General features: G+C 63.8%; 17 protein-coding genes and 3 pseudogenes. 7 read left to right on the top strand and 13 right to left on the bottom strand.

Annotation, left to right across the window (positions count from 1 at the left end; translation table 11 throughout):
* Nucleotides 1-24: 24 nt before the first annotated feature.
* The 4 genes and pseudogenes from EJ072_RS18345 to EJ072_RS18330 all read right to left on the bottom strand — a co-directional run.
* A pseudogene (locus EJ072_RS18345) lies at nt 25-1,152 on the bottom strand (ABC transporter ATP-binding protein); the annotation flags it as partial.
* Nucleotides 1,152-2,543 (bottom strand): high-affinity branched-chain amino acid ABC transporter permease LivM, encoded by a 1,392-nt coding sequence (gene livM, locus EJ072_RS18340; RefSeq protein ID WP_126080714.1) that lies wholly within the window; start codon nt 2,541-2,543, stop codon nt 1,152-1,154. The gene livM and the pseudogene EJ072_RS18345, both read right to left, overlap by 1 nt.
* A 5-nt stretch (nt 2,544-2,548) precedes the next feature.
* The gene (locus EJ072_RS18335; RefSeq protein WP_042645691.1) at nt 2,549-3,451 is read right to left on the bottom strand and encodes a branched-chain amino acid ABC transporter permease; all 903 of its coding nucleotides are present in this window, start codon (nt 3,449-3,451) and stop codon (nt 2,549-2,551) included.
* 417 nt (nt 3,452-3,868) lie between these two features.
* A complete protein-coding gene (locus EJ072_RS18330; protein ID WP_126080713.1) occupies nt 3,869-4,255 on the bottom strand; it encodes an ectoine synthase in 387 nt (128 codons plus the stop codon).
* 178 nt (nt 4,256-4,433) lie between these two features.
* On the opposite strand from EJ072_RS18330, the gene EJ072_RS18325 reads away from it, so the two are divergent.
* Nucleotides 4,434-5,315: a LysR substrate-binding domain-containing protein gene (locus EJ072_RS18325; protein WP_126080712.1), complete on the top strand. Its 882-nt coding sequence runs from the start codon at nt 4,434-4,436 to the stop codon at nt 5,313-5,315.
* Nucleotides 5,316-5,346: 31 nt separating this feature from the next.
* Here EJ072_RS18325 and EJ072_RS18320 read toward each other — a convergent pair whose 3' ends face one another.
* The 3 genes from EJ072_RS18320 to EJ072_RS18310 form a co-directional block, all read right to left on the bottom strand.
* Nucleotides 5,347-6,348, bottom strand: a complete 1,002-nt coding sequence (locus tag EJ072_RS18320) for a 4-hydroxyproline epimerase (RefSeq protein ID WP_126080711.1) — start codon at nt 6,346-6,348, stop codon at nt 5,347-5,349.
* Between the two features lie 75 nt (nt 6,349-6,423).
* Nucleotides 6,424-7,731, bottom strand: a complete 1,308-nt coding sequence (locus EJ072_RS18315; RefSeq protein WP_189343049.1) for an FAD-binding oxidoreductase — start codon at nt 7,729-7,731, stop codon at nt 6,424-6,426.
* Between the two features lie 15 nt (nt 7,732-7,746).
* Nucleotides 7,747-8,682 (bottom strand): dihydrodipicolinate synthase family protein, encoded by a 936-nt coding sequence (locus tag EJ072_RS18310; RefSeq protein ID WP_126080710.1) that lies wholly within the window; start codon nt 8,680-8,682, stop codon nt 7,747-7,749.
* 69 nt (nt 8,683-8,751) lie between these two features.
* Here EJ072_RS18310 and EJ072_RS18305 point away from each other — a divergent pair, with 69 nt between their 5' ends.
* A complete protein-coding gene (locus EJ072_RS18305) occupies nt 8,752-9,456 on the top strand; it encodes a GntR family transcriptional regulator (protein ID WP_245463402.1) in 705 nt (234 codons plus the stop codon).
* A 27-nt stretch (nt 9,457-9,483) separates the two neighbouring features.
* On the opposite strand, the gene EJ072_RS18300 is transcribed toward EJ072_RS18305, so the two are convergent.
* Together EJ072_RS18300 and EJ072_RS18295 are read right to left on the bottom strand one after the other, a co-directional pair.
* Complete coding sequence (locus EJ072_RS18300) at nt 9,484-9,801, bottom strand: hypothetical protein (RefSeq protein WP_126080709.1); 318 nt, start codon at nt 9,799-9,801, stop codon at nt 9,484-9,486.
* A gap of 265 nt (nt 9,802-10,066) precedes the next feature.
* A complete protein-coding gene (locus EJ072_RS18295; RefSeq protein ID WP_126080708.1) occupies nt 10,067-10,444 on the bottom strand; it encodes a winged helix-turn-helix transcriptional regulator in 378 nt (125 codons plus the stop codon).
* 81 nt (nt 10,445-10,525) lie between these two features.
* Between EJ072_RS18295 and EJ072_RS37555 the strand changes: the two are divergent.
* Nucleotides 10,526-10,750: pseudogene (locus EJ072_RS37555) on the top strand (nuclear transport factor 2 family protein); the annotation flags it as partial.
* Nucleotides 10,751-10,776: 26 nt separating this feature from the next.
* Nucleotides 10,777-10,914, top strand: a pseudogene (locus EJ072_RS36055) (SDR family oxidoreductase); the annotation flags it as partial.
* 41 nt (nt 10,915-10,955) lie between these two features.
* Here EJ072_RS36055 and EJ072_RS18285 read toward each other — a convergent pair.
* Both EJ072_RS18285 and EJ072_RS18280 read right to left on the bottom strand, forming a co-directional pair.
* On the bottom strand, nt 10,956-11,258 hold the full coding sequence (locus EJ072_RS18285) for a hypothetical protein (RefSeq protein WP_126080706.1): 303 nt from the start codon (nt 11,256-11,258) through the stop codon (nt 10,956-10,958).
* A 472-nt stretch (nt 11,259-11,730) separates the two neighbouring features.
* Nucleotides 11,731-13,227, bottom strand: coding sequence for a CoA-acylating methylmalonate-semialdehyde dehydrogenase (locus tag EJ072_RS18280; RefSeq protein WP_126080705.1), 1,497 nt, complete (start codon nt 13,225-13,227; stop codon nt 11,731-11,733).
* A gap of 380 nt (nt 13,228-13,607) precedes the next feature.
* On the opposite strand from EJ072_RS18280, the gene EJ072_RS18270 reads away from it, so the two are divergent.
* Nucleotides 13,608-14,489 (top strand): LysR family transcriptional regulator, encoded by an 882-nt coding sequence (locus EJ072_RS18270; protein WP_126080703.1) that lies wholly within the window; start codon nt 13,608-13,610, stop codon nt 14,487-14,489.
* Between the two features lie 403 nt (nt 14,490-14,892).
* Here the strand turns inward: EJ072_RS18270 and EJ072_RS18265 are convergent, their stop codons facing one another.
* The gene (locus tag EJ072_RS18265) at nt 14,893-15,552 is read right to left on the bottom strand and encodes a hypothetical protein (RefSeq protein ID WP_245466902.1); all 660 of its coding nucleotides are present in this window, start codon (nt 15,550-15,552) and stop codon (nt 14,893-14,895) included.
* Nucleotides 15,553-15,697: 145 nt separating this feature from the next.
* Here EJ072_RS18265 and EJ072_RS18260 point away from each other — a divergent pair, with 145 nt between their 5' ends.
* Both EJ072_RS18260 and EJ072_RS18255 read left to right on the top strand, forming a co-directional pair.
* Nucleotides 15,698-16,138, top strand: coding sequence for a hypothetical protein (locus tag EJ072_RS18260; RefSeq protein WP_126080702.1), 441 nt, complete (start codon nt 15,698-15,700; stop codon nt 16,136-16,138).
* On the top strand, nt 16,135-18,297 hold the full coding sequence (locus EJ072_RS18255; RefSeq protein WP_126080701.1) for a phosphatidylserine/phosphatidylglycerophosphate/cardiolipin synthase family protein: 2,163 nt from the start codon (nt 16,135-16,137) through the stop codon (nt 18,295-18,297). Before EJ072_RS18260 ends, EJ072_RS18255 begins: the two co-directional genes overlap by 4 nt.
* A gap of 156 nt (nt 18,298-18,453) precedes the next feature.
* Here EJ072_RS18255 and EJ072_RS18250 read toward each other — a convergent pair whose 3' ends face one another.
* A complete protein-coding gene (locus EJ072_RS18250; protein ID WP_126080700.1) occupies nt 18,454-19,716 on the bottom strand; it encodes a D-amino acid dehydrogenase in 1,263 nt (420 codons plus the stop codon).
* Between the last annotated feature and the right edge of the window lie 84 nt (nt 19,717-19,800).

The raw sequence follows: 19,800 nt of genomic DNA, 5'->3' as shown, positions 1-19,800 counted from the left end.
TTCCTTGCCCTTCGAAGCGCTGCCGGCTTTCGCGGCTGAAGCCTTGGCGGCCGGCTTTTTAGGCGCTGTTTTCGCTGCGCCGGATTTCGCAGCCGGCTTGGCTGCCGATTGGGGCTTGCTGGCGATCGAAGCGGCGCGGGCGTCGACTTGCGCCGCTTTCGACGCGACCTTGGACACGGTGACCCGCTCGCCCTCGTCCGCGTGCTCGACACTGTCGGAAACCGGTCCCGCCATCATCGAAGCGGAGTTGCCTGGGCCATGCGCGGAGTCGGGACCGGTATCGAGCTGCTCGATGACGTCCTCGTCGCCGACTTCGGTCAGCACCGTCTCGACCTCTTCGTCGTCGACGCCGAGATAGGCGGCGATGACGCGCGGATCGGTACGGACCGATTGCGGATTGCCGTCGGAAATCTTGCGGCCGTATTCGAGCACCACGACGTGATCGGAAATCTGCATGACCACCGACATGTCGTGCTCGATGAGCAGGATAGACGTGCCGGTGTTGTTCTTGATGTCCATCAGCAGGTCGTTCAGCGCCGCCGATTCCTTCGGGTTGAGGCCGGCGGCCGGCTCGTCCAGGCACAAAAGCTCCGGCCCTGTGCACATGGCGCGCGCGATTTCCAGGCGCCGCTGCGCGCCGTAGGGCAGATCGCCGGCCGGATCGTCGGCGCGATCGATAAGGTCGGCCTTTTCCAGCCAGTGCCTGGCGAGGTCGATCGACTCGGCTGACGCCTGGCGGTAGCTCGGAAAGCCGAACAGGCCAAGGAAGGTATAGCCCGAAGCCTTCATCAGCTTGTTGTGCTGCGCCACCAGAAGGTTTTCCAAGAGCGTCATGCCGGAGAACAGGCGGATGTTCTGGAAAGTGCGCGCCACCTTGGCGCGCGCCGGGATCTCGTGGTTGGGCAGGCGCTCGAGCAGGTAGGTCGAGCCGTCACGCCTGTTCAGCGTCAGCATGCCTTCCGACGGCTTATAGAAGCCTGTGATGCAGTTGAACACGGTTGTCTTGCCGGCGCCGTTCGGTCCGATCAACGCGGTGATCTCGCCGCGCCTGGCCTGGAAGGACAGGTCGCCGATGGCGACCAGGCCTCCGAACTTCATCGACAAATGCTCGACCTGCAGGATGAAGTCGTTTGCAGAAGCTTGCGCGTTCATCAGCCGTGCCCCTCCTTGGTGAAGGACGCCGAGACCGCTCTTCGTTCTTTCAGGAAGGCCGTCGGTTCTCGACTGCCGACGAAGCCGCGCGGCTTCCACAGCATGACGATGACCATGGCCATGCCGAACAGCAGCATGCGGTAGAGTTCCGGTGTGAAGTCGGGTCCGAACACAGCCTTGAGGAAGTCAAGTTCGCGCAGGATCTCGGTGCCGCCGATCATGACCAGCGCCGCCACGGCAATGCCGCCCAGCGAACCCATGCCGCCGAGAACGACGATGGCAAGGATGATCGCCGATTCGAGGAAGACGAAGGATTCAGGGCTGACGAAACCCTGGCGGGCTGCGAAGAACGAGCCGGCAAAGCCGCCGAACATGGCGCCGGTGGCGAACGCCGTCAGCTTGGTGGTGGTGGTGTTGATGCCGAGAGAGCGACAGGCGATCTCGTCTTCGCGCAACGCTTCCCAGGCGCGTCCCACCGGCAGGCGACGAAGCCTTATGGTGACGAAGGCGGTGAGCAGGCAGAGCGCCAGGGCGAGATAGTAGAGGAAGATCTTGTAGTAGGCCCCTGATTGGGCAATGTGCAGAACCTTGGCGATGTAGTTCGGGTCGGAGACGTTGAAAGACATCAGGCCGAAGAACGAGACTTTCGGAATGCCCGAGATGCCTGCCGAACCATTGGTGACTTCACGCCAGTTGATGAGCACCAGGCGGATGATCTCACCGAAGGCAAGGGTCACGATCGCCAGATAGTCGCCGCGCAATCTGAGCACCGGGAAGCCGAGCATGACGCCCCAGAAGGCCGCCATGCAGCCCGCGGCCGGCAAAAGGATCCAGAACGACAGGCCGAAATGCGTGCCAAGCAACGCGTAGGCATAGGCGCCGACGGCATAGAAGGCGACGTAGCCGAGATCGAGCAGGCCGGCCAACCCGATGACGATGTTGAGGCCCCAGGCCAGCATCACATAGATCAGGATTTGGATGCCGAAATTGTCGACCCATTTGAGCGAGCCCTGGAAGCCGAACAGGAGCACCATCGCGATCGGATAGAGCAGTAGGACGACAAGGCCGATCCTGTTGAAGTTCCGCTTCAGGAAGCCAGGTTCGGCGACGACGGCGGGCGCCTGGGCCCTTTCGGCTTTCGACCGCTCCATTGCCGGAAGCGCATACGCCACATAGGCAAAGCGGCCGAGCGTGACGGCAATGACCACGATGGCGAGCAGGCCCCAGCGCTGCACCAGGATCAGTTCGTTGCTGATGTTCTGGTCTGTCCTGAGACCGATGAACAGCACGAACAGGCCGAGCGAGATGGCGCCGGCATAGAGCGCCTCGCGGAAAGCGCGCTGGATGGGAGTGGCGACGGTGTCGCGCTCCGAGGACACGGTAACGGCCATGAGGATCAGACCTTTTCGACTTCAGGCCGGCCGAGGATGCCGGAGGGCAGGAAGATGAGCACGATCGCCAGGATCGAAAATGCGGCCACGTCCTTGTAGTCGATGGAGAAATAGGCCGACCACATGCTCTCGATGAAGCCGATCAAGAGCCCGCCGAGCACCGCGCCGGGCAGCGAGCCGATGCCGCCGAGCACGGCCGCGGTGAAGGCCTTAACGCCCGGCACGAAGCCGTCGGAGAACACCACGACGCCGTAGTACATCAGGAACAGCGTGCCCGCGACGGCGGCAAGGGCGGCGCCCATGATGAAGGTGATGGAGATGGTCCGATCGACGTCGATGCCGAGCAGCGCCGCCATCTTGCGATCCTGCTCGCAGGCGCGCTGGGCGCGACCGAGCGCCGTCCTGTTGACCAGGTACCAGAAGACCGCGAGCAGCGCGATGGTGACGATTACGATGATGATCTGCTTCAGCGAGATGCTGATGCCGTCGATCGTGTAGACCTGGCTGACCAGCGGCGGGATCGGCTTGTTGCGCGGACCTTGCGTGACCTGCACGAAGTTGGAGAGCGCGATCGACATGCCGATGGCGGTGATCAGCGGCGCCAGCCGGAACGAACCGCGCAGCGGCCGGTAGGCCACCTTCTCGATCGTCCAGTTGTAGAGGCTGGTCAGAAGCATCGCCACGATCATCATGATCAGAAGCGCCACCACGACCGGCACCGAATAGAACAACGCGCCGAGGATCAGGAAGACGATGAGCGCGGTGAAGGCGCCGACCATGAAAATGTCGCCATGGGCGAAATTGATCATGCCGATGATGCCGTAGACCATCGTATAGCCGATCGCGATCAGCCCATAGATAGATCCCAGCGTCAGCCCATTGATAAGCTGCTGGACGAAGTACTGCATATTTACGCGGCTCCCCTGGAATGTCGCCCGTTTTCGGATCGCACTCCTTGTCGTATTTCCCCTAGTCGTAAAGTTTCGAGCCCGGATTGCAACGTGATTTTTCAATCGCTCTGCGTGGTTTGGAAGCACCCGGTCCGATTGCCCGTTTTTTCACACCCGACCCCTGGACTATCGCGGACCCTAGCATTGGCACAACGCAATGTCTTTGACGATTCAACCCTATGATGGGCCTCGTGTCGAAGAAACCAGCGTCAAAATAAGTTGATGAGAAGAATCCTTGCGCCAACCGAAGCACCCGGTTTCCCGTCACCGCACCTTCCGCTAGGTCAGGATTCCGTCATCTGTGACGGGCATGTGACGGTGCGGCGCCCTTCGGCCGAAGGCGCCGCGCCACAACAGAATGCTCGAAGCGACGTCTCAGTAAGCAGAGCCTCCCTCGCCATTGAGACTGTGCTTTTCAGTGCCTTTGAGCGGCGGATTGAAGACGCTCACCAGCACCATGTCGCCGGCGCTGTCGGCGCGCAGGAAATGGTCGTCATGGGCATCAAGCACATAGACCGTGCCCGGCTCGACGCGATGGACGGTGCCGGTCATGTCCTCGACCTCGCCGGTGCCGGAGATGCAGTAGCAGGCCTCCAGGTGCCGCCGATACTGCAGTCGCGATTCGCTGCCGGCGCGCACCACCGTGTGACATATGGTGAAGCCCATGCCGTCGTGGCTTGTCAGCAGCCGATGGCTGGTGCCGTTGCCCCAATCGACAAAGAAGTCAGTTTTTTCTACATCAGCCAATTGTCTGGTGAACATCGTCGTCTTTCCATGAAACCAGGTTTGAGAAGCGGCGGCGCGCCTCGAATTCGGCGGCAGGCATCGACTTTTTGGTCTCGCCCGGTTAGATTTTGCGCCGTCAGTCCAGATCAATGACTCAGGTTGTATCGTGCTTCAAATGATGGATTTTGGCACTTTCTGTTAGAGAATTTTACAGATGGATTATCTGCCGCTGAATGCGATCCGGGCCTTCGAGGCGACCGCTCGCCATCTCAGTTTCTCCGCGGCCGGCGAGGAACTGCATGTCACTCACCCTGCCATCAGTCACCAGATCAGACGGCTGGAGGAGTGGCTTGGCGTCGCATTGTTTCATCGCGACGCCCGCAAGGTGCGCCTGACGGAGGCCGGGCTGATCCTGCAGGCGTCCGCGAGCGCGGCGCTGGCGGAGCTGGGCGCGACCTGTCGCCGCATTCGCAGAAGCGCCGCCCAGGCATCGCTGTCGGTGGGTTGCATTCCCTCGATCGCCAGCCGCTGGCTGGTGCCGCGCCTGTCGGATTTCACGGCGCGCCATCCCGAGATCGCGATCCGTGTAGCCTACGCCAAGGCCGAGGATCGGCTCGAGGACGACAACGACATCCTGATCACGCTGGGCGCCGATCCCTCGCCGCATGTCACGAGCCTCAAGCTGTTTTCCCGCATAAGCCGACCCGCCTGCAGTCCGCACTATCTTGCGCGCAAGGGGCGGCTGGAAACAGCGGCGGCCATCGCGGCGGCGGACCTGTTGCATGACGAGACGCGCCAGGGCTGGCAGGAATGGTTTTCCAAGTCCGGGGTCGAAGAGCGCGATGTCGGGAGCGGCCCGGTTTTTGCCGATTTCAACATACTGGCGACGGCGGTCATTGCCGGCCACGGCGTGGCATTGTGCCCGGTCGAGGTTTTTCGCGAGGAGCTCAGGCGCGGCGACCTCGTCGTCCTCTCCGATGTTTCGACCGACGACGACAAGGGTTATTTCCTGACCATGTCGGCGCAGCCCTCGTCTGCCGAGGCCAGGTTCGCCGAATGGTTCCGCGATCAGGTTTCGGTCAAGGCCGAGGCCTGACCGCAAGCCGGATGGATATTCCGGCTGACGGTCACGTCACGATGAAGCCGTGCGCGAACGGATCGCGGTCGTCGATGAAGATGGTGTTCAACCCCGTCATCCGTGCCCAGCCGCCGATCGAAGGGATGATCGCCGGCTTGCCGGCAACGCTGACCTCCTTTTCGACCCTGCCCCTGAACAGCGAGCCGATGATCGATTCGTGGACAAAACTGTCGCCTTCCTTGAGCTTGCCCTTGGCGTGGAGCTGCGCCATCCGCGCCGAGGTGCCGGTGCCGCAGGGCGAGCGGTCGATCGCCTTGTCGCCATAGAACACGGCGTTGCGCGCATCGGCCTCCGCGTTCCTCGGCTTGCCCGTCCATAGCATGTGCGACAGCCGGTTGATGCCGGGATTCTCCGGATGCACGAAGGAATATTTCTCGTTGAGACGCTGCCGCACCACCGGGCTCCAGGCGATGAGGTCGCCCGCCGTGTAGTCGGCCATGTCCCGGTAGTTCTTCTGCGGCTCGACGATGGCGTAGAAATTGCCACCATAGGCGACATCGACGCTGATCTCGCCGAGCACCGGGCATTCGACGGTCAGGCCTTCGGCATAGAGGAAGGAGGGCACGTTGGTGATGCGCACTTCCTCGACATATTCGCCGACCTGCTTGTATTCGGCGATGACGAGGCCGGCCGGCGTGTCGAGCCTGAGCACGCCCGGCGTCTTCGGCTTCACCAGCCCATGCTCGATTGCCATCGTGACCGTGCCGATCGTGCCGTGGCCGCACATCGGCAGGCAGCCCGACGTCTCGATGAACAGGATGGCGATATCACAATCATCGCGCGTCGGCGGATAGAGGATCGAGCCCGACATCACGTCATGGCCGCGCGGCTCGAACATCAGCCCGGTGCGGATCCAGTCATATTCGGCGAGGAAGTGCGCCCGCCGCTCCATCATTGTCGAGCCCTGGAGCAAAGGCCCGCCGCCAGCGACCAGACGCACCGGATTGCCGCAGGTGTGGCCGTCGATGCAGAAGAAGGATTTCTTAGCCATGGTTGCTCTCCTAGAGCAATTTCAGGAAAAGTGTGAAGCGGTTTTCCGTCCGGAATTGCGTCAAAACAAAGAGACTCAGAACCGTTGCACACGGAAAGGGGTGAGGTCGAGCGGCGGAGTCTGCCCGAGGATGAGATCGCGGATCAAGCGGCCGGTGGCCGCCGATTGGGTCAGGCCAAGATGGCCGTGGCCGAAAGCATAATAGACATTTGGCGCGCGCGCCGCGCCGATCACCGGCAATGAGTCCGGCAGCGACGGGCGATAACCCATCCACTCGCGGCCGCCTGACGGGTCGAGCCCAGGCAGGAAACGTTTTGCTTTCTCCAGCATGGCCTTGGAACGGGCGAAGTTGGGCGGCCGGTCGATCCCGCCGAGCTCGACGGCGCCGCCGACGCGCAGGCCCGTTTGCAGCGGCGTGATGACGAAGCCGTGCCCGGAAAAGATCAGCTGCCGCTTCACGTCGAAGGCCGACGCCGGCAGCGTCGTGTTGTAGCCGCGCTCGGTTTCGAGCGGGATCCGATCGCCGAGACTTTTCGCCAGGAGATGCGACCAGGCGCCGGCGGCGATCACAAGCTTGCTTGCCGTTCGCCTCGTGCCATCGGCCAGCACGATCGTCGGGCCGTTCGCGCCTGACTCCACGCGTTCGACCCGCGCATGCTCGAAACGGGCGCCAAGCCTCTCCGCATAGGTCCAGACCGCCTTGCCGAGCAGCTTCGGATCGGCGACCGTCTTCCAGCCCGGCACGAAGGTGCCCTTGACGAAGCGCGGCGAAAGACCAGGCTGCAGCGCCGCCATCTCTTCGCCCTCGACATGACGGAAACCGATGCCGAAACGCTGCCGCTCGGCCCAGCCAGGCAGAGAGGCGCGGAACTCCGCCTCGCTCTCATAGAATTCCAGCGAGCCATCCTCGCGCAGCATCGGCCGCGTGCCGGAGCGGTCGAGCAGGCCCATCCACTCGGCCTCGGCAAGCTTCATCATGCCGGCCTGCGTGGCCAGGCTCGTCTCGTAATGCTTCGCCGCGCCGGCCCGCCAGAAGCGGATCAGCCAGGGCAGGAGTTTCGGCAGATAGGCCGGCGGAATGGCCAACGGCCCGAGCGGATCGGCGAGCCATTTCGGCAATTGCCGGATCATCCCCTTATGCGCCAGCGGCAGCACGTCGGAGAAGGCGAAGGCGGCGGCATTGCCGGAACTCGTCTCCTCGCACACGCCGGTCCGGTCGAAGACGATGACGCTGCGCCCCGCTTCCGCGAGCAGGGTCGCGGCGCAGATGCCGATGATGCCGCCGCCGATAATGGCGATGTCTTCCGCTTCTCCCCGTGAACGGGAGGAAGATGCCCGAAGGGCGGATGACGGGCCGCCCCCCTCTTCGGAATTTTGCTGCACGTGAAAGGCTGTCCCTTATTCGGCCGCCACCAGCCTGTCCGTCGACCGAGGAGACGTCTGGAGCGACGGCAGCGTCGGCCGCACCGCCAGCGCGTCCCGGACGATCGTCTCGACCGCCTTGCGGCGTTCGCCCGACAGCGGCTGGCGCGGCATGCGCACGCGGTCATTCGTACCGATCGCCAGCACTTCGGCAAGCTTGATGTTTTGGACCAGATAGCTCGAGACATCGAGGTCGAGCAGGGGCCGGAACCAGCGGTAGATCGCCAGCGCCTCCTCGCGGCGGCCCTGCCGTATCAGCTGGTAGATCGCGACGGTCTCGCGCGGGAAGGCGGTGACCAGGCCGGCGACCCAGCCGATGGCGCCAACCGAGAGCGCCTCGAAGGCGAGATTGTCGACGCCGGTGAAGAGGTCGTAGCGGTCGCCGAAGCGATTGATGATCTCGGTCGATCGGCGGATGTCGTCGGACGATTCCTTGATGGCTACGAAGCGCTTGTCGGTCGCCAGCTCCTCCATCAGGTCGACGGTGACGTCGACGCGATAGGCGAGCCGGTTGGAATAGATCATCACTGGCAGGTCGCCGGCTTCCGCCACGGCACGAAGGGCGGCGACGGTCTCTTCCGGATTGGTGTGGTAGATCGGGCTCGGCACCACCATAAGGCCGTCGGCGCCTTCCCTGGCGGCGCGCTTCGCGATGCTCGCCGCCTCGCGGGTGCCCGGCTCGTTGACGGTCAAGAGCACCGGCTTCTTGCCGGCGACCTTCTGCGCCGTCTTCAGCACTTCGATCTTCTCGTCAGGCGACAGCATCGGCCCTTCCCCCAGCGAACCGCAGACGATGATGCCGTCGCAGCCGGCCTCCATCTGCAGGGAGTAGCAGCGCTCCATCTCGGCATGGTCGAGCCGGTCGTCGGCGGTGAATTTGGTCGTGACGGCTGGGAAAACTCCGGTCCACATGGTTTGCATCTCCTCTGATATATCAGTCGTATATCTATTAAGAATTGGCGTGTCAACGCTGAATCCGTTATGATATATGAAAAATATATCAGGAGCCTGCTATTGATTTCCCCACTGATATCCGCTGATGCGAACGCCCCCTTCGAGCCGGCGGCGACCAAGGCCTATCGCGCGCTGGAGCACATGATCGTCACGCTCGAGCTGGCGCCGTCGAGCTTCGTGACCGAAGGCGCGCTGATCGATCGCCTGGGTCTCGGACGCACGCCGGTGCGCGAGGCGATCCAGCGGCTGGCCTGGGAAGGGCTTCTCGACATAAGACCCCGCGCCGGCATCGCAGTCGCGCCGCTTCACGCCGGCGACTGGCTGCGGGTGCTCGATGCCAGGCGCGGCATCGAGGTCGTGCTCGCGCGCTCGGCCGCCCGCTTCGTCACCCGCGAGGCCGCCGACCTGTTTCACGAGGCGGCGCTCGCGATGCAGAAGGCAGTGATCTCGGGCAACGTGCTTGCCTTCATCCAGGCCGACAAGGCGCTCGACGAAGCGCTGGCCATCGCCGCCGACAATCCCTTCGCGGCGCGAGTGGCCGCCCCCCTGCAGAGTCACAGCCGCCGCTTCTGGTTCCGCTACAAGGCCGACACCGGTCTTGCCGAATCAGCCGAGCACCACGTCGCGCTGATCCGCTCGATCCTCGACGGCGACGAGGAAGGCGCCGCCAAGGACGCCAAGAAACTGATGGCGCTGCTGCGCGGCCACGCCGAGGTCGCCGCGACGCGTTGAGCAGGACAGCACCTGCTCAAGGCGTCCTCAGCCGCCCGGCTGCCCGACCGCGGTCGCCAGCGTATCCTCCCATCCCTCGCCGGCGGCCAGGATGCAGCTCTGGCCTTTGACGTCGGTCATCAGGATGGTCCAGGTTCCGCTTGCCGAGACGAACACCTCGAAAATGGCGACTTGGCCTGCCACGCCATAGCCCAGCCGCTTCTCCTCGAACGCCTCCGCCAGCCTCGCGACCAGATAGTTGTGGCCGCCGCAGATGATTTGCGCCCGCGCCGGAACTGCCGATATCGCCATCAGGGCGCCAACGGCTGCAAGCATGATCCATTGAAACGAAAAATCGCGTGCCATGGGGCACCTCCTTCGCCTTCGCATTCCGGCAAGGGAGGCACATTCGGCCGCCTCAGTGTGCCGGAAGGCTCCAGGCCGGATCAGACGTCTTCATCACGTCGCTCCTTCTGGTTTCCGGTCTGTCGTCGGGAGATCATCACTCCCTGGATTCGATATGGTGAAGCTGCGCCTCGTAAACAAGGCGCTCTATGAAGCGCTGGCCATCGCCGCCGACAACCCCTTCGCGGCGCATGTCGCCGCGGCCAAGTCGCGGTGAGGCGATCGATCAGCCTTCGGCAGGCTCCTTCCGAGCCGCCCACTTCAACAGGGCATCGAGAGCCGGGCACAGCGCCTGACCCCAGTCGGTCAGACAGTATTCGACCTTCGGCGGCACCTGGTGATGGACGATGCGGCGCACGATGCCGTCGGCTTCCATCTGCCTGAGTTGCTGGATCAGCATCTTTTGCGAGATCGCGGGAATGGCCCGCTCGAGATCGGAGAAGCGCAGCACCTTGCCGCCGAACAGGTGAAACAGGATCACCAGCTTCCACCGGCCTTCGAGAATGCGCAGCACGTTCTCGACGCCGATCGCCGCGGACGAAGGCGTCAGAAGCTCGGGCTCACTTTCAGGTAAGTACCTTACTTTTTTGTCGGTTCTTGTCATTTCCACAGCATACCTCATCTTAACGGCCGAGCAAGCGCCACGCGCCTCGAACGGCGCCGGCAACACACACGGAGACAAGCCATGGCGATAGAACTTCCCAGGCCGCTGACGATCTATTTTGCCGCCAAGAACCGTCACGATATCGACGGCATGCTTCTCCCGTTCTCGATGGATGCCACTGTCCGGGACGAAGGCGAGGTACATCGCGGACCGGCCGCTATCCGGACCTGGATGGAAACGACCACGAGCAAATACCGCGTGACGGTCGAAGTCGCCGACGCGACGGCCAATGGCGACGCATGGCGGGTAGCGGGCATAGTCTCAGGCAATTACTGGGCGGCATCCCGATCGGCCGGCCGGCATGGCCGCGGGAGATCGCCGGGCTGGTCGCCTTCCTGGTTTCGGATCGCGCATCGGCGATCCACGGCGCCGAATATGTCATTGACGGCGGTACGATACCGACGGTCTGAGCGGCATCCCGCCGCCAGGCTCGCTGCGGCACAGCCTTCGTTCAGGCGCCCGGCATCGCCGCCCTGATCGTCGGGCTGTCCCAGCCCTCGCCGACCGAGAGAACGCAACTTTGCCCCTTGGTGTCGGAGGCAAGAACCGTCCAGCTGCCCTGATCGGAAACGAAGATCTCCAGCACGACGTTCGGATTGATCAGGCCGCGCCCGGCCTCGGTTTCGTGGAACTTGTCGCCCAGCGCCTTGATGATGTCGGCGCGGGCCGCGCATTGCGCCGCCGCGCTTGCCGGGGCGGCTCCAAGGGTGATCGCCGCCGTCGCCAACATTGCCGCCACAACAAATCGTGTCATCTGACACCTCCTCGCGCCAGACGAGAACCCCGGCTGCCACCGGCGCTGTTCGGTTGCCTGCACGCATGGCAGGAATACAGCCTAAGGCGGATACCGGTCTGTTGGTTCCATCACACGGCGATGGAATTTTGGAAGGCGCGGATACGCTCTCGACGTGCCGTTCTTGGAATAATGCCCTGGATTGGACATGGAACCGAGAAGCGAGAGGGTCGACGCAGCATAAAAAGAAAGCGCGGTTGGCGCCGCGCTTCATTGAAGTCTCTTAGAAGACCGTTCGGCTAGTTCATCGTCGGAATGACGAACTCCGCGCCGTCCTTGATGCCTGCCGCGCGCCGCAGCCGAAGGCGAGGACGCGCAATCAGGAAACCGTCCGCTCAGTTCATCGTTGGAATGACGAACTCCGCGCCGTCCTTGATGCCCGCCAGCGCGCCCGCAGCCGAAGGCGAGGACGCGCAAGCAGGAAACCGTCCGGCTAGTTCATCGTCGGGATGACGAACTCGGCGCCGTCCTTGATGCCGGACGGCCAGCGCGAGGTGACCGTCTTGGTCTTGGTGTAGAAGCGGAACGCGTCCGGGCCGTGCTGGTTGAGGTCGCCGAAGGAAGACGCCTTCCAGCCGCCGAACGTGTAATAGGCGATCGGAACCGGGATAGGCACATTGACGCCGACCATGCCGACCTGAACGCGGCTGGCGAAGTCACGCGCCGCGTCGCCATCGCGGGTGAAGATGGCAACGCCGTTGCCCATCTCGTGGTCGTTGGCGAGCTTGATGGCATCCTCGTAGCGCGGCGCGCGCACCACCGAGAGCACCGGCCCGAAAATTTCTTCCTTGTAGATGCGCATGTCGGCGGTGACGTTGTCGAACAGGCAGCCGCCCATATAGTAGCCGTTCTCATAGCCCTGCATCTTGAAGCCGCGGCCGTCGACGACGAGGTTGGCGCCTTCCTTGACGCCGATATCGACGTAACCCTTCACGCGCTCCAGCGCCTGGGCCGTCACCAGCGGGCCGAAATCGGCGGAAGAATCCGTCGAGGGGCCGACCTTCAGGCTTTCGACGCGCGGCACCAGCTTTTCCATGAGCCGGTTGGCGGTGTCGTTGCCAACCGGGACCGCCACCGAGATCGCCATGCAGCGCTCGCCGGCCGAGCCATAGCCGGCGCCGATGAGCGCGTCGACCGTCTGGTCCATGTCGGCGTCGGGCATGATGATCATGTGGTTCTTGGCGCCGCCGAAGCACTGCACGCGTTTGCCCGATGCGGTGCCGCGCGAATAGATATAGTGGGCGATCGGTGTCGAGCCGACGAAGCCGATGGCCTTGATGTCTGGATCGTCGAGGATGGCGTCGACCACTTCCTTGTCGCCGTTGACGACGTTGAGGACGCCCTCGGGCAGGCCGGCCTCGATGAAGAGTTCGGCGATACGCAGCGGCACGCCCGGGTCGCGCTCGGACGGCTTCAGGATGAAGGCGTTGCCGCAGGCGATGGCCGGCGCGATCTTCCACAACGGGATCATGGCCGGGAAGTTGAACGGGGTGATACCGGCGACGACGCCGAGCGGCTGGCGCATCGAATAGACGTCGATGCCGGGGCCGGCGCCGTCGGTGTACTCGCCCTTCATCATGTGCGGCGCGCCGATGCAGACCTCGACCACTTCGAGGCCGCGCTGGATGTCGCCCTTGGCGTCGGCGATGGTCTTGCCGTGCTCGCGCGCCAGGATGTCGGCCAGCTCGTCATAGTCGCGCTGGACCAGCTCGAGGAACTTCATCAGCACGCGCACGCGGCGCTGCGGGTTGGTGGCGGCCCATTTCGGCTGCGCCGCCTTGGCGTTCTCGACCGCGGCGCGCAATTCCGCCTGCGAGGCCAGCGCCACCGTGCCGCGCACGGAGCCGTCCATCGGCTGCATCACATCCTGCTTGCGGCCGCTGGTGCCGGCGACACGCTTGCCGCCGATGAAATGACCGTATTCGATCATGTTTCTCTCCCTGGATTTGGTGATGGTTCCATTGTCTGCCTTTGCGGCGGCGATGGCAACGCGAGGAAGATCGCAACCGTTGTGCGGAAAATAGACAGCGGCAGTGAAGTGTGCATTACTTGTCGCAAATGACAGCACCGCAAGATATCCGCGCAAGGACGACAGATTGAGTTCCTTCGCGCCCCCCTCTGTCCTGCCGGACATCTCCCCCACTTGGGGGGAGATCAGCAGCTTTGCCGCCGGCACCATCTCCTGCAACGCTGGTGATTGGCGAAAGCCGGCGCGGCATCCAATCTCCCCCCTCGTGGGGGAGATGTCCGGCAGGACAGAGGGGGGCGCGACAGAACGCGGCCTTGGTTGTTATCACCAGGACCACCCCCATGAACTGGGATGACGTCCGCATTTTCCTCGCCGTGGCGCGAGCCGGCCAGATCCTTGGCGCAGCGAAACGCCTGGAGCTCAACCACGCCACCGTCTCGCGCCGCATCGCCGCGCTCGAGGAGGCGCTTCGCACAAAGCTCTTCCGCCGCCTGACCACCGGCAGCGAGCTGACGCCGGCCGGCGAACGCTTCCTCGACATCGCCGAGCGCATGGAAGGAGATATGATCGCCGCGCGCTCGACCATTGCCGGCGAGGGCGACGACGTTTCGGGAACCGTGCGCATCGGCGCGCCCGACGGATTTGGCGTCGCCTTCCTGGCAAAGCGGCTGGGCGAACTGACCGCGCAGCACCGTGAGCTCACCATCCAGCTTGTGCCGGTGCCGCGCTCCTTCTCGCTGTCCAGGCGCGAAGCCGATATCGCGATCACCGTCGAGCGGCCGACAGAAGGCCGGCTGGTGGCTGGCAAGCTGGTCGATTACACGCTCGGCCTCTTCGCCTCCCGCGCCTATGCCGAGGCCAATGGCCTGCCCAAAACGCCGGCCGAGCTCGCCCGGCACACACTGATCGGCTATGTGCCGGACCTCATCGTCAGCCCTTCGCTCGACTATGCCGCCGAATTCAGCCCCGAATGGCGGACCAGCTTCGCCATCTCCTCGGCGCTCGGCCAGGCCGAAGCGGTGCGCTCCGGCGCCGGCATCGGCATCCTGCACACATTCGTCGCCCGTTCGATGCCGGAGCTGGTGCCGGTCGACATCGTCGCGCCGATCCGCCGCGCCTACTGGCTGGTCTATCATGAATCGGTGCGACCGCTGCGCCGCGTCCAGCTGGTCGCCAACTTCATCACCAAGGCGGTGGAACGCGAACGCGGCCTGTTCGTCTAGAACCTGGCTGGGACCGCTTAAGCGAAACGTTCCTCGGAACGGGAATCTTGACCGGCTATGTTCGTGTTGACAGGTGGTACGCCCTGGAGATTGGCCGAAACCGTCCGACCTCGTCATCCACGGGCGGAGCAAGGAGCGTAGCGACGCGCGCAGACCCGAGGATCCATTCCGTTACCTTGACGCGTTGCCACGGTGCAGAATTCTGCTCCGCTGCGCTTTTGATTTGAGTCACGGAATGGATTCCAGGGTCTCCGCGACGCCGCTTCGCGGCTGCTCCGCCCTGGAATGACGATGTTGAGGGGCTTCGGCCAATCTCCAGCGTTTGTGCGATTTCGCGGGCATGAACGACGACAATCCAGCCAGCGGATACCTAGCAGTCTTTCAAAATTCCCGTGTCGAGAAACTAGTCGGGATCGAGCACGAACGAGCTCACGATCTTGTCGGCCTGATCCGCAAGCGGCGCCCATTTGCGCGTCGCCTTGTCGGCGCTGTCGCCGGTGACCCCGCAATCGATGAAGCCGTAATGCGAGCTGCGCAACGTCAGCGCGATGCGGGAATGGCCGTAGAAGCTGACATTGTCATCGGCATAGTGGAAATCCATATCGGCGATCCGCACCGGATAGCCGTCCGGGAAATGCGCCAGCCTGTCCTGGCTGAAGCTGGCAGACTGATAGGCGACGCCGACCGTGGTCTGCCAGTTGCTCATCTGCCAGTCTTTCTCCATGAACGCCCTGACATCAGGCGGATTGCCCGGAGCGGTCGGATCGTAGGCATTTTGCGACACCCTGCAGGTCAGGCCTTTTTCGCCGGATTTGAGCTTGAGCCGGATGGTGTTGTCAAAGGCGGTTTCGCTTGTCGATTCCTCGGGATAGGTCAGCGAAAAGCCGTGTTCCCTATCGTGAACGGCCTTGTCCGCGGCAAGCGCCGCCGCGGCGCAGGCCAGATAGCGGTCGCCGCCACTGGAAAAAGACGCATTGCAAAGTCCCCTCGCTGCCCCCGATCTTATCACAGGCAGTTGGTCGTTGCCGCCTTGCCTGCGCCACAAATTCAGCCACTGTGGCACCTGCGCGCCTGGCCATGCCGTGACCGGGCGCCAAAGCAATTCTAGGAATTGCGGCAGAACAAAAAGATAGAGCGGTTCGCCGTTTCCGTGAAACGGTGAAACGGTGAAACGCTCTGGGGATAATCTTCGAAACGCCGGCGGGGAAATGCGACCCGTTCTTGCCATTCTGCCGCTGCTTTTTCTGTCGGACTGCGCCAATCCCTGGGCGAACGTTCCGGAGGCGGAGCTGCCGAAGCCGGTACGCTATGCCATGTCGCGGCCCTCGCCTTTCGTCATCGGCAATTATTGCGGCCCGGGCACGCGCACCGGCGATCTGTCGGCAAGGCCCGTCGACCGCCTCGATGCCGCGTGCCGGGTCCATGACGCCTGCTACATTGCAAGACACAATCATTGCGACTGCGACGGCGAGCTGGTCGCTTCAGCGCGGAAAATTCGAGACGACAGGACGGCGCCGCGCAAGATGCGCAACGAGGCCGAACTTCTGATCGCCACCTTCGCCTTTCCCGTCTGCCGGATCTTTCCGCAAGGCTTCCTGCCGCCGCGCGACCCCGCCGAGCTCAAAGCCGTGAGCGGAGCAGCCGGATGAGCCTCGGGTCTGCCGTCGCCAAGGCATTGCTTGGACTGGCGCTGACGGTGCTGGCCGGCTGCGCCGGCATGCCCGGACATTCGGCCTGCGCCTTCTTTCCGGGCGACGACGCCTGCGACCGCCTGCCCGTCTCTGCGGACAGCACCGGCGCCGGGATCGCTACAGCGCATTATTTCGCCAGCGACGGCAACAGCGCCTACGAGAAACGGTTCCAGGCGCTGCTCGCCCAGAGCCGTCTCGATGCGCTCGACCGCGCCAACGGCACGGGCCGCTTCGTCCGCGACTGGCGCGATGTCCAGAACAGCGGCTTCCATGCGACCTATCCGGCGCTGCAAGGGTTAGCGAGGCCGCTCGACGACACGGAACTCGCGCCCACGCCAGGCAAGCCGGGCCAAGCCCATTTCGCGGGGCGCTGGCGCATGTCTCGCCAGACCCTCTATCTCGATGCCGCCGCACGGCCCTCGGCACCCAAGACCTTCAGCTTCTCCGGTCTGCAGGCGCGCTCGGTCGAGATCGTGCTGCGCCAGGCAGGCCAGCAGCCTGTCGACATCGGCGGCACCTGCAACGGCCGGCTCGCGATCCGCGCACCAGGCCGATCCATGACCGTCGCCGCGGCCGCGCCATTCCATTTGAGCCTCCCGGTCGCCGAAACCTCCGTCAGCCTGTTTCCGGACCAGGCACTGACCCGCTGCGATCTGCGCGTCGGCTCCGCCCTGGCGCCGGCGGGCGCGCCGCTGACCTTGCTGCGCGAGGAGACCGCCGATCCCTGGATCACGGCTCTGGACAGCCGCTACGACCGCTGCCCGGTGCCCGATCCGGCGGGGATGGAGGAACTCAACCGTGTCTTTTATGCGAGCCGCTGGCTGTCGCAGACCTGCGCGCTGCCGCTGGGATCGCCGACCCTGCTGCGAAAATCCCGTGACGGTTTCAACGCCAAGGTCGAAGCCCTGCTCGGCAAGAGGCTGCCGGACAGCGCTTTCGACAAAGCCGACCCAGGGCTGCCGCTCGATTTCTCCCACGCCCCGAAACTCAGGCTGATCTATCTGTCGTCGCTGGAATTCAAGGCGGATTTCTCCGGCCGCGTGATGGAGCGGCTGATCCGCCATCACGCAGCGCTCGGCACCAAGGTGCGCATCCTGGTGACCGACGTGCTCGAGCGGGAGAAGGACGACGCCATGCTCCACCGGCTGGCATCGGAGTTTCCCAATGTCGAGTTGCAGGAATATCGCTGGCAGGCCGATCACGGCGCACCGTTCGACGAGCAGATCTCACAGCTGCACAAGACCCATCACGTCAAGATGCTGGCGACACTGGCCGAAGAGCCTGGACGGTCGCGCGTCATCATCGGCGGCCGCAACATCCACGACGGTTTTCTGTTCCACCGGCCAGTCGACCTGACCCGCTATCCGGACCTTGAGCAATACGGCAAGACCGACGGCTTCTCGCTGAATTACTATTCCAACTGGAGCGACTTCGATATGGAGATCGCCGACCCGGCGACGGTCGAGACGCTGGCCGCGCATCTGTCGACCATCTGGCTGCGCGACGCCGACACCAACCTGTCGCGGCCGTTCTCCATTCCGGTCCGTTCCCGGGCGGCCCCGCGCGGCGTGGCGCGGCATTTCATTTCCGTGCCCTATGAGGATGGGCACGCGCTGGAGGCCTATTTCGTCGAGCTGATCGACAGCGCCGAGCATCGCATCGAGATCGTCAATCCCTACCTCAACCTGACGCCCGATATCGCCCGCGCCTTCGACGGGGCGCTGGCCAGGGGCGTGAAGATCGACGTCGTCGGCCGCATCGACCTCAAGGGCGATATCGGCGGCCGCTTCCTCACCGCGCTCAACAAGCTGTTCGTCGAGAAATATGGCGATCGCATCAACATCCGCGAGTTCAAGGCGCCCGACGTCGTGTTGCATTCCAAGATCATGATGATCGACGAAAGGCTGGTCGCCATCTCATCGGTCAACCTCAACAACCGCAGCTTCTTCCATGACTCGGAGAACGGCATGGTCGTGCTGGATCCGGCCTTCTATGCCAGGATGAAGCCGATCTACCAGGACTACGTTGCGCATTCACGGCCGGTCGCCACCAATGTCACGATCGGCTGGGCCTACCGCCTGCTGTTCAGCGACGCCTGGGTCCGGGAGGCGTTCTGAACGCCGCTCGACTAAGGTGTGCTGAGATTCAGGTCAGGCCGAGTCGAGAATGGCGGATTTCGAGAACCGGAGCGGAGCGTACTTAAAGTACGTGAGCACCGGAAGCGCAGAAAGCCGTCATTCGCAGACGGGTCTCACCTGAATATCAGCACACCTTTAAATAGGCTTCAGATACCGCTCTGGGCTCAGATCGCGCGCGTTGATCTCCGGGACCCGGTTGGACATGATGTCGGCCAGCACCTTGGCCGAGCCGCAGGCCATGGTCCAGCCGAGCGTGCCGTGGCCGGTGTTGAGATAGAGATTGGCGACCTCGCTCAGTCCGACCAAGGGCGGTCCGTCCGGCGTCATCGGCCGCAAGCCGCACCAGAAGCTCGCCGCCTTGAGATCGCCGCCGCCGGGGAAAAGATCGACGACCGAGTGTTCGAGCGTGCGGCGGCGCGATTCATGCAGGCGAAGATCATAGCCCGAAATCTCCGCCGTACCGCCGACGCGGATGCGGTCGCCGAGCCGGGTGATCGCCACCTTGTAGGTCTCGTCCATCACGGTCGACACCGGCGCGGCCTCGGCATTGGTGATCGGCACGGTGATCGAATAGCCCTTGACCGGATAGACCGGAATGGGTCGTCCCAGCTTGCGCATGAATTGCGCCGAATAGCTGCCCAGCGCCATCACGAAGGCGTCGGCGGATTTCCATCCGCTGTCGGTGAGCACATTGGTGAGGCGGTTCCGGTTCCTGACGACTTTCCGGATGGTCGAGCCGTATTCGAAGGTCACGCCCCGCGCCACGCAGAGCTCAGCAAGCTTGTCGGTGAACATCTTGCAATCGCCGGTCTCGTCGCCCGGAAGCCTGAGGCCGCCGACGAGTTTGTCGCGCACGGCGGCGAGCGCCGGTTCGGCGGCGACACAGCCGTCGCGGTCGAGGATCTCGTAGGGCACGCCGTATTTCTTCAGCACCTCGACGTCGCCGCCGGTGCCGTCGAGCTGCTTCTGCTTGCGGAAGAGCTGCAGCGTGCCTTTGGCCCGTTCGTCGTAGGTGATGCCGGTCGCCTCGCGCAGTGCCTTCAGCGTGTCGCGACTGTATTCGGCAAGCGGCACCATGCGCGACTTGTTGAGCGCATAGCGCCCGGCCGTGCAGTTGCGCAGCATCTTCAGCAGCCAGGTCCACATATTCGGGTCGAACGCCGGCCGCACCACCAGCGGGCCGTATTTCATCAACAGCCATTTGACGGCTTTGATCGGAACGCCCGGCCCGGCCCAGGGCGAGGCATAGCCCGGCGACACTTCGCCGGCATTGGCGAAGCTGGTTTCGAGCGCCGGCCCCGGCTGGCGATCGTAGACGGTCACTTCATGGCCGGCCTCGGTGAGGAAGTAGGCGGTGGTGACCCCGATCACGCCGCCGCCCAGCACGATGACTTTCATTCTATCTCCCTCAAGGGCCGTGCACGCGGAGGCGCTGTGGCTCGTTCATCTGTGTGCCGGATTTTGCGGCGCCCGCCAAGGGGC

It is taken from the genome of Mesorhizobium sp. M2A.F.Ca.ET.046.03.2.1 (genome assembly GCF_003952425.1).
In the GTDB taxonomy this organism is placed as follows: domain Bacteria; phylum Pseudomonadota; class Alphaproteobacteria; order Rhizobiales; family Rhizobiaceae; genus Mesorhizobium.
The sequence above is the reverse complement of the archived record's forward strand: the minus strand, read 5'-3'. Positions and strand labels throughout refer to the sequence as shown.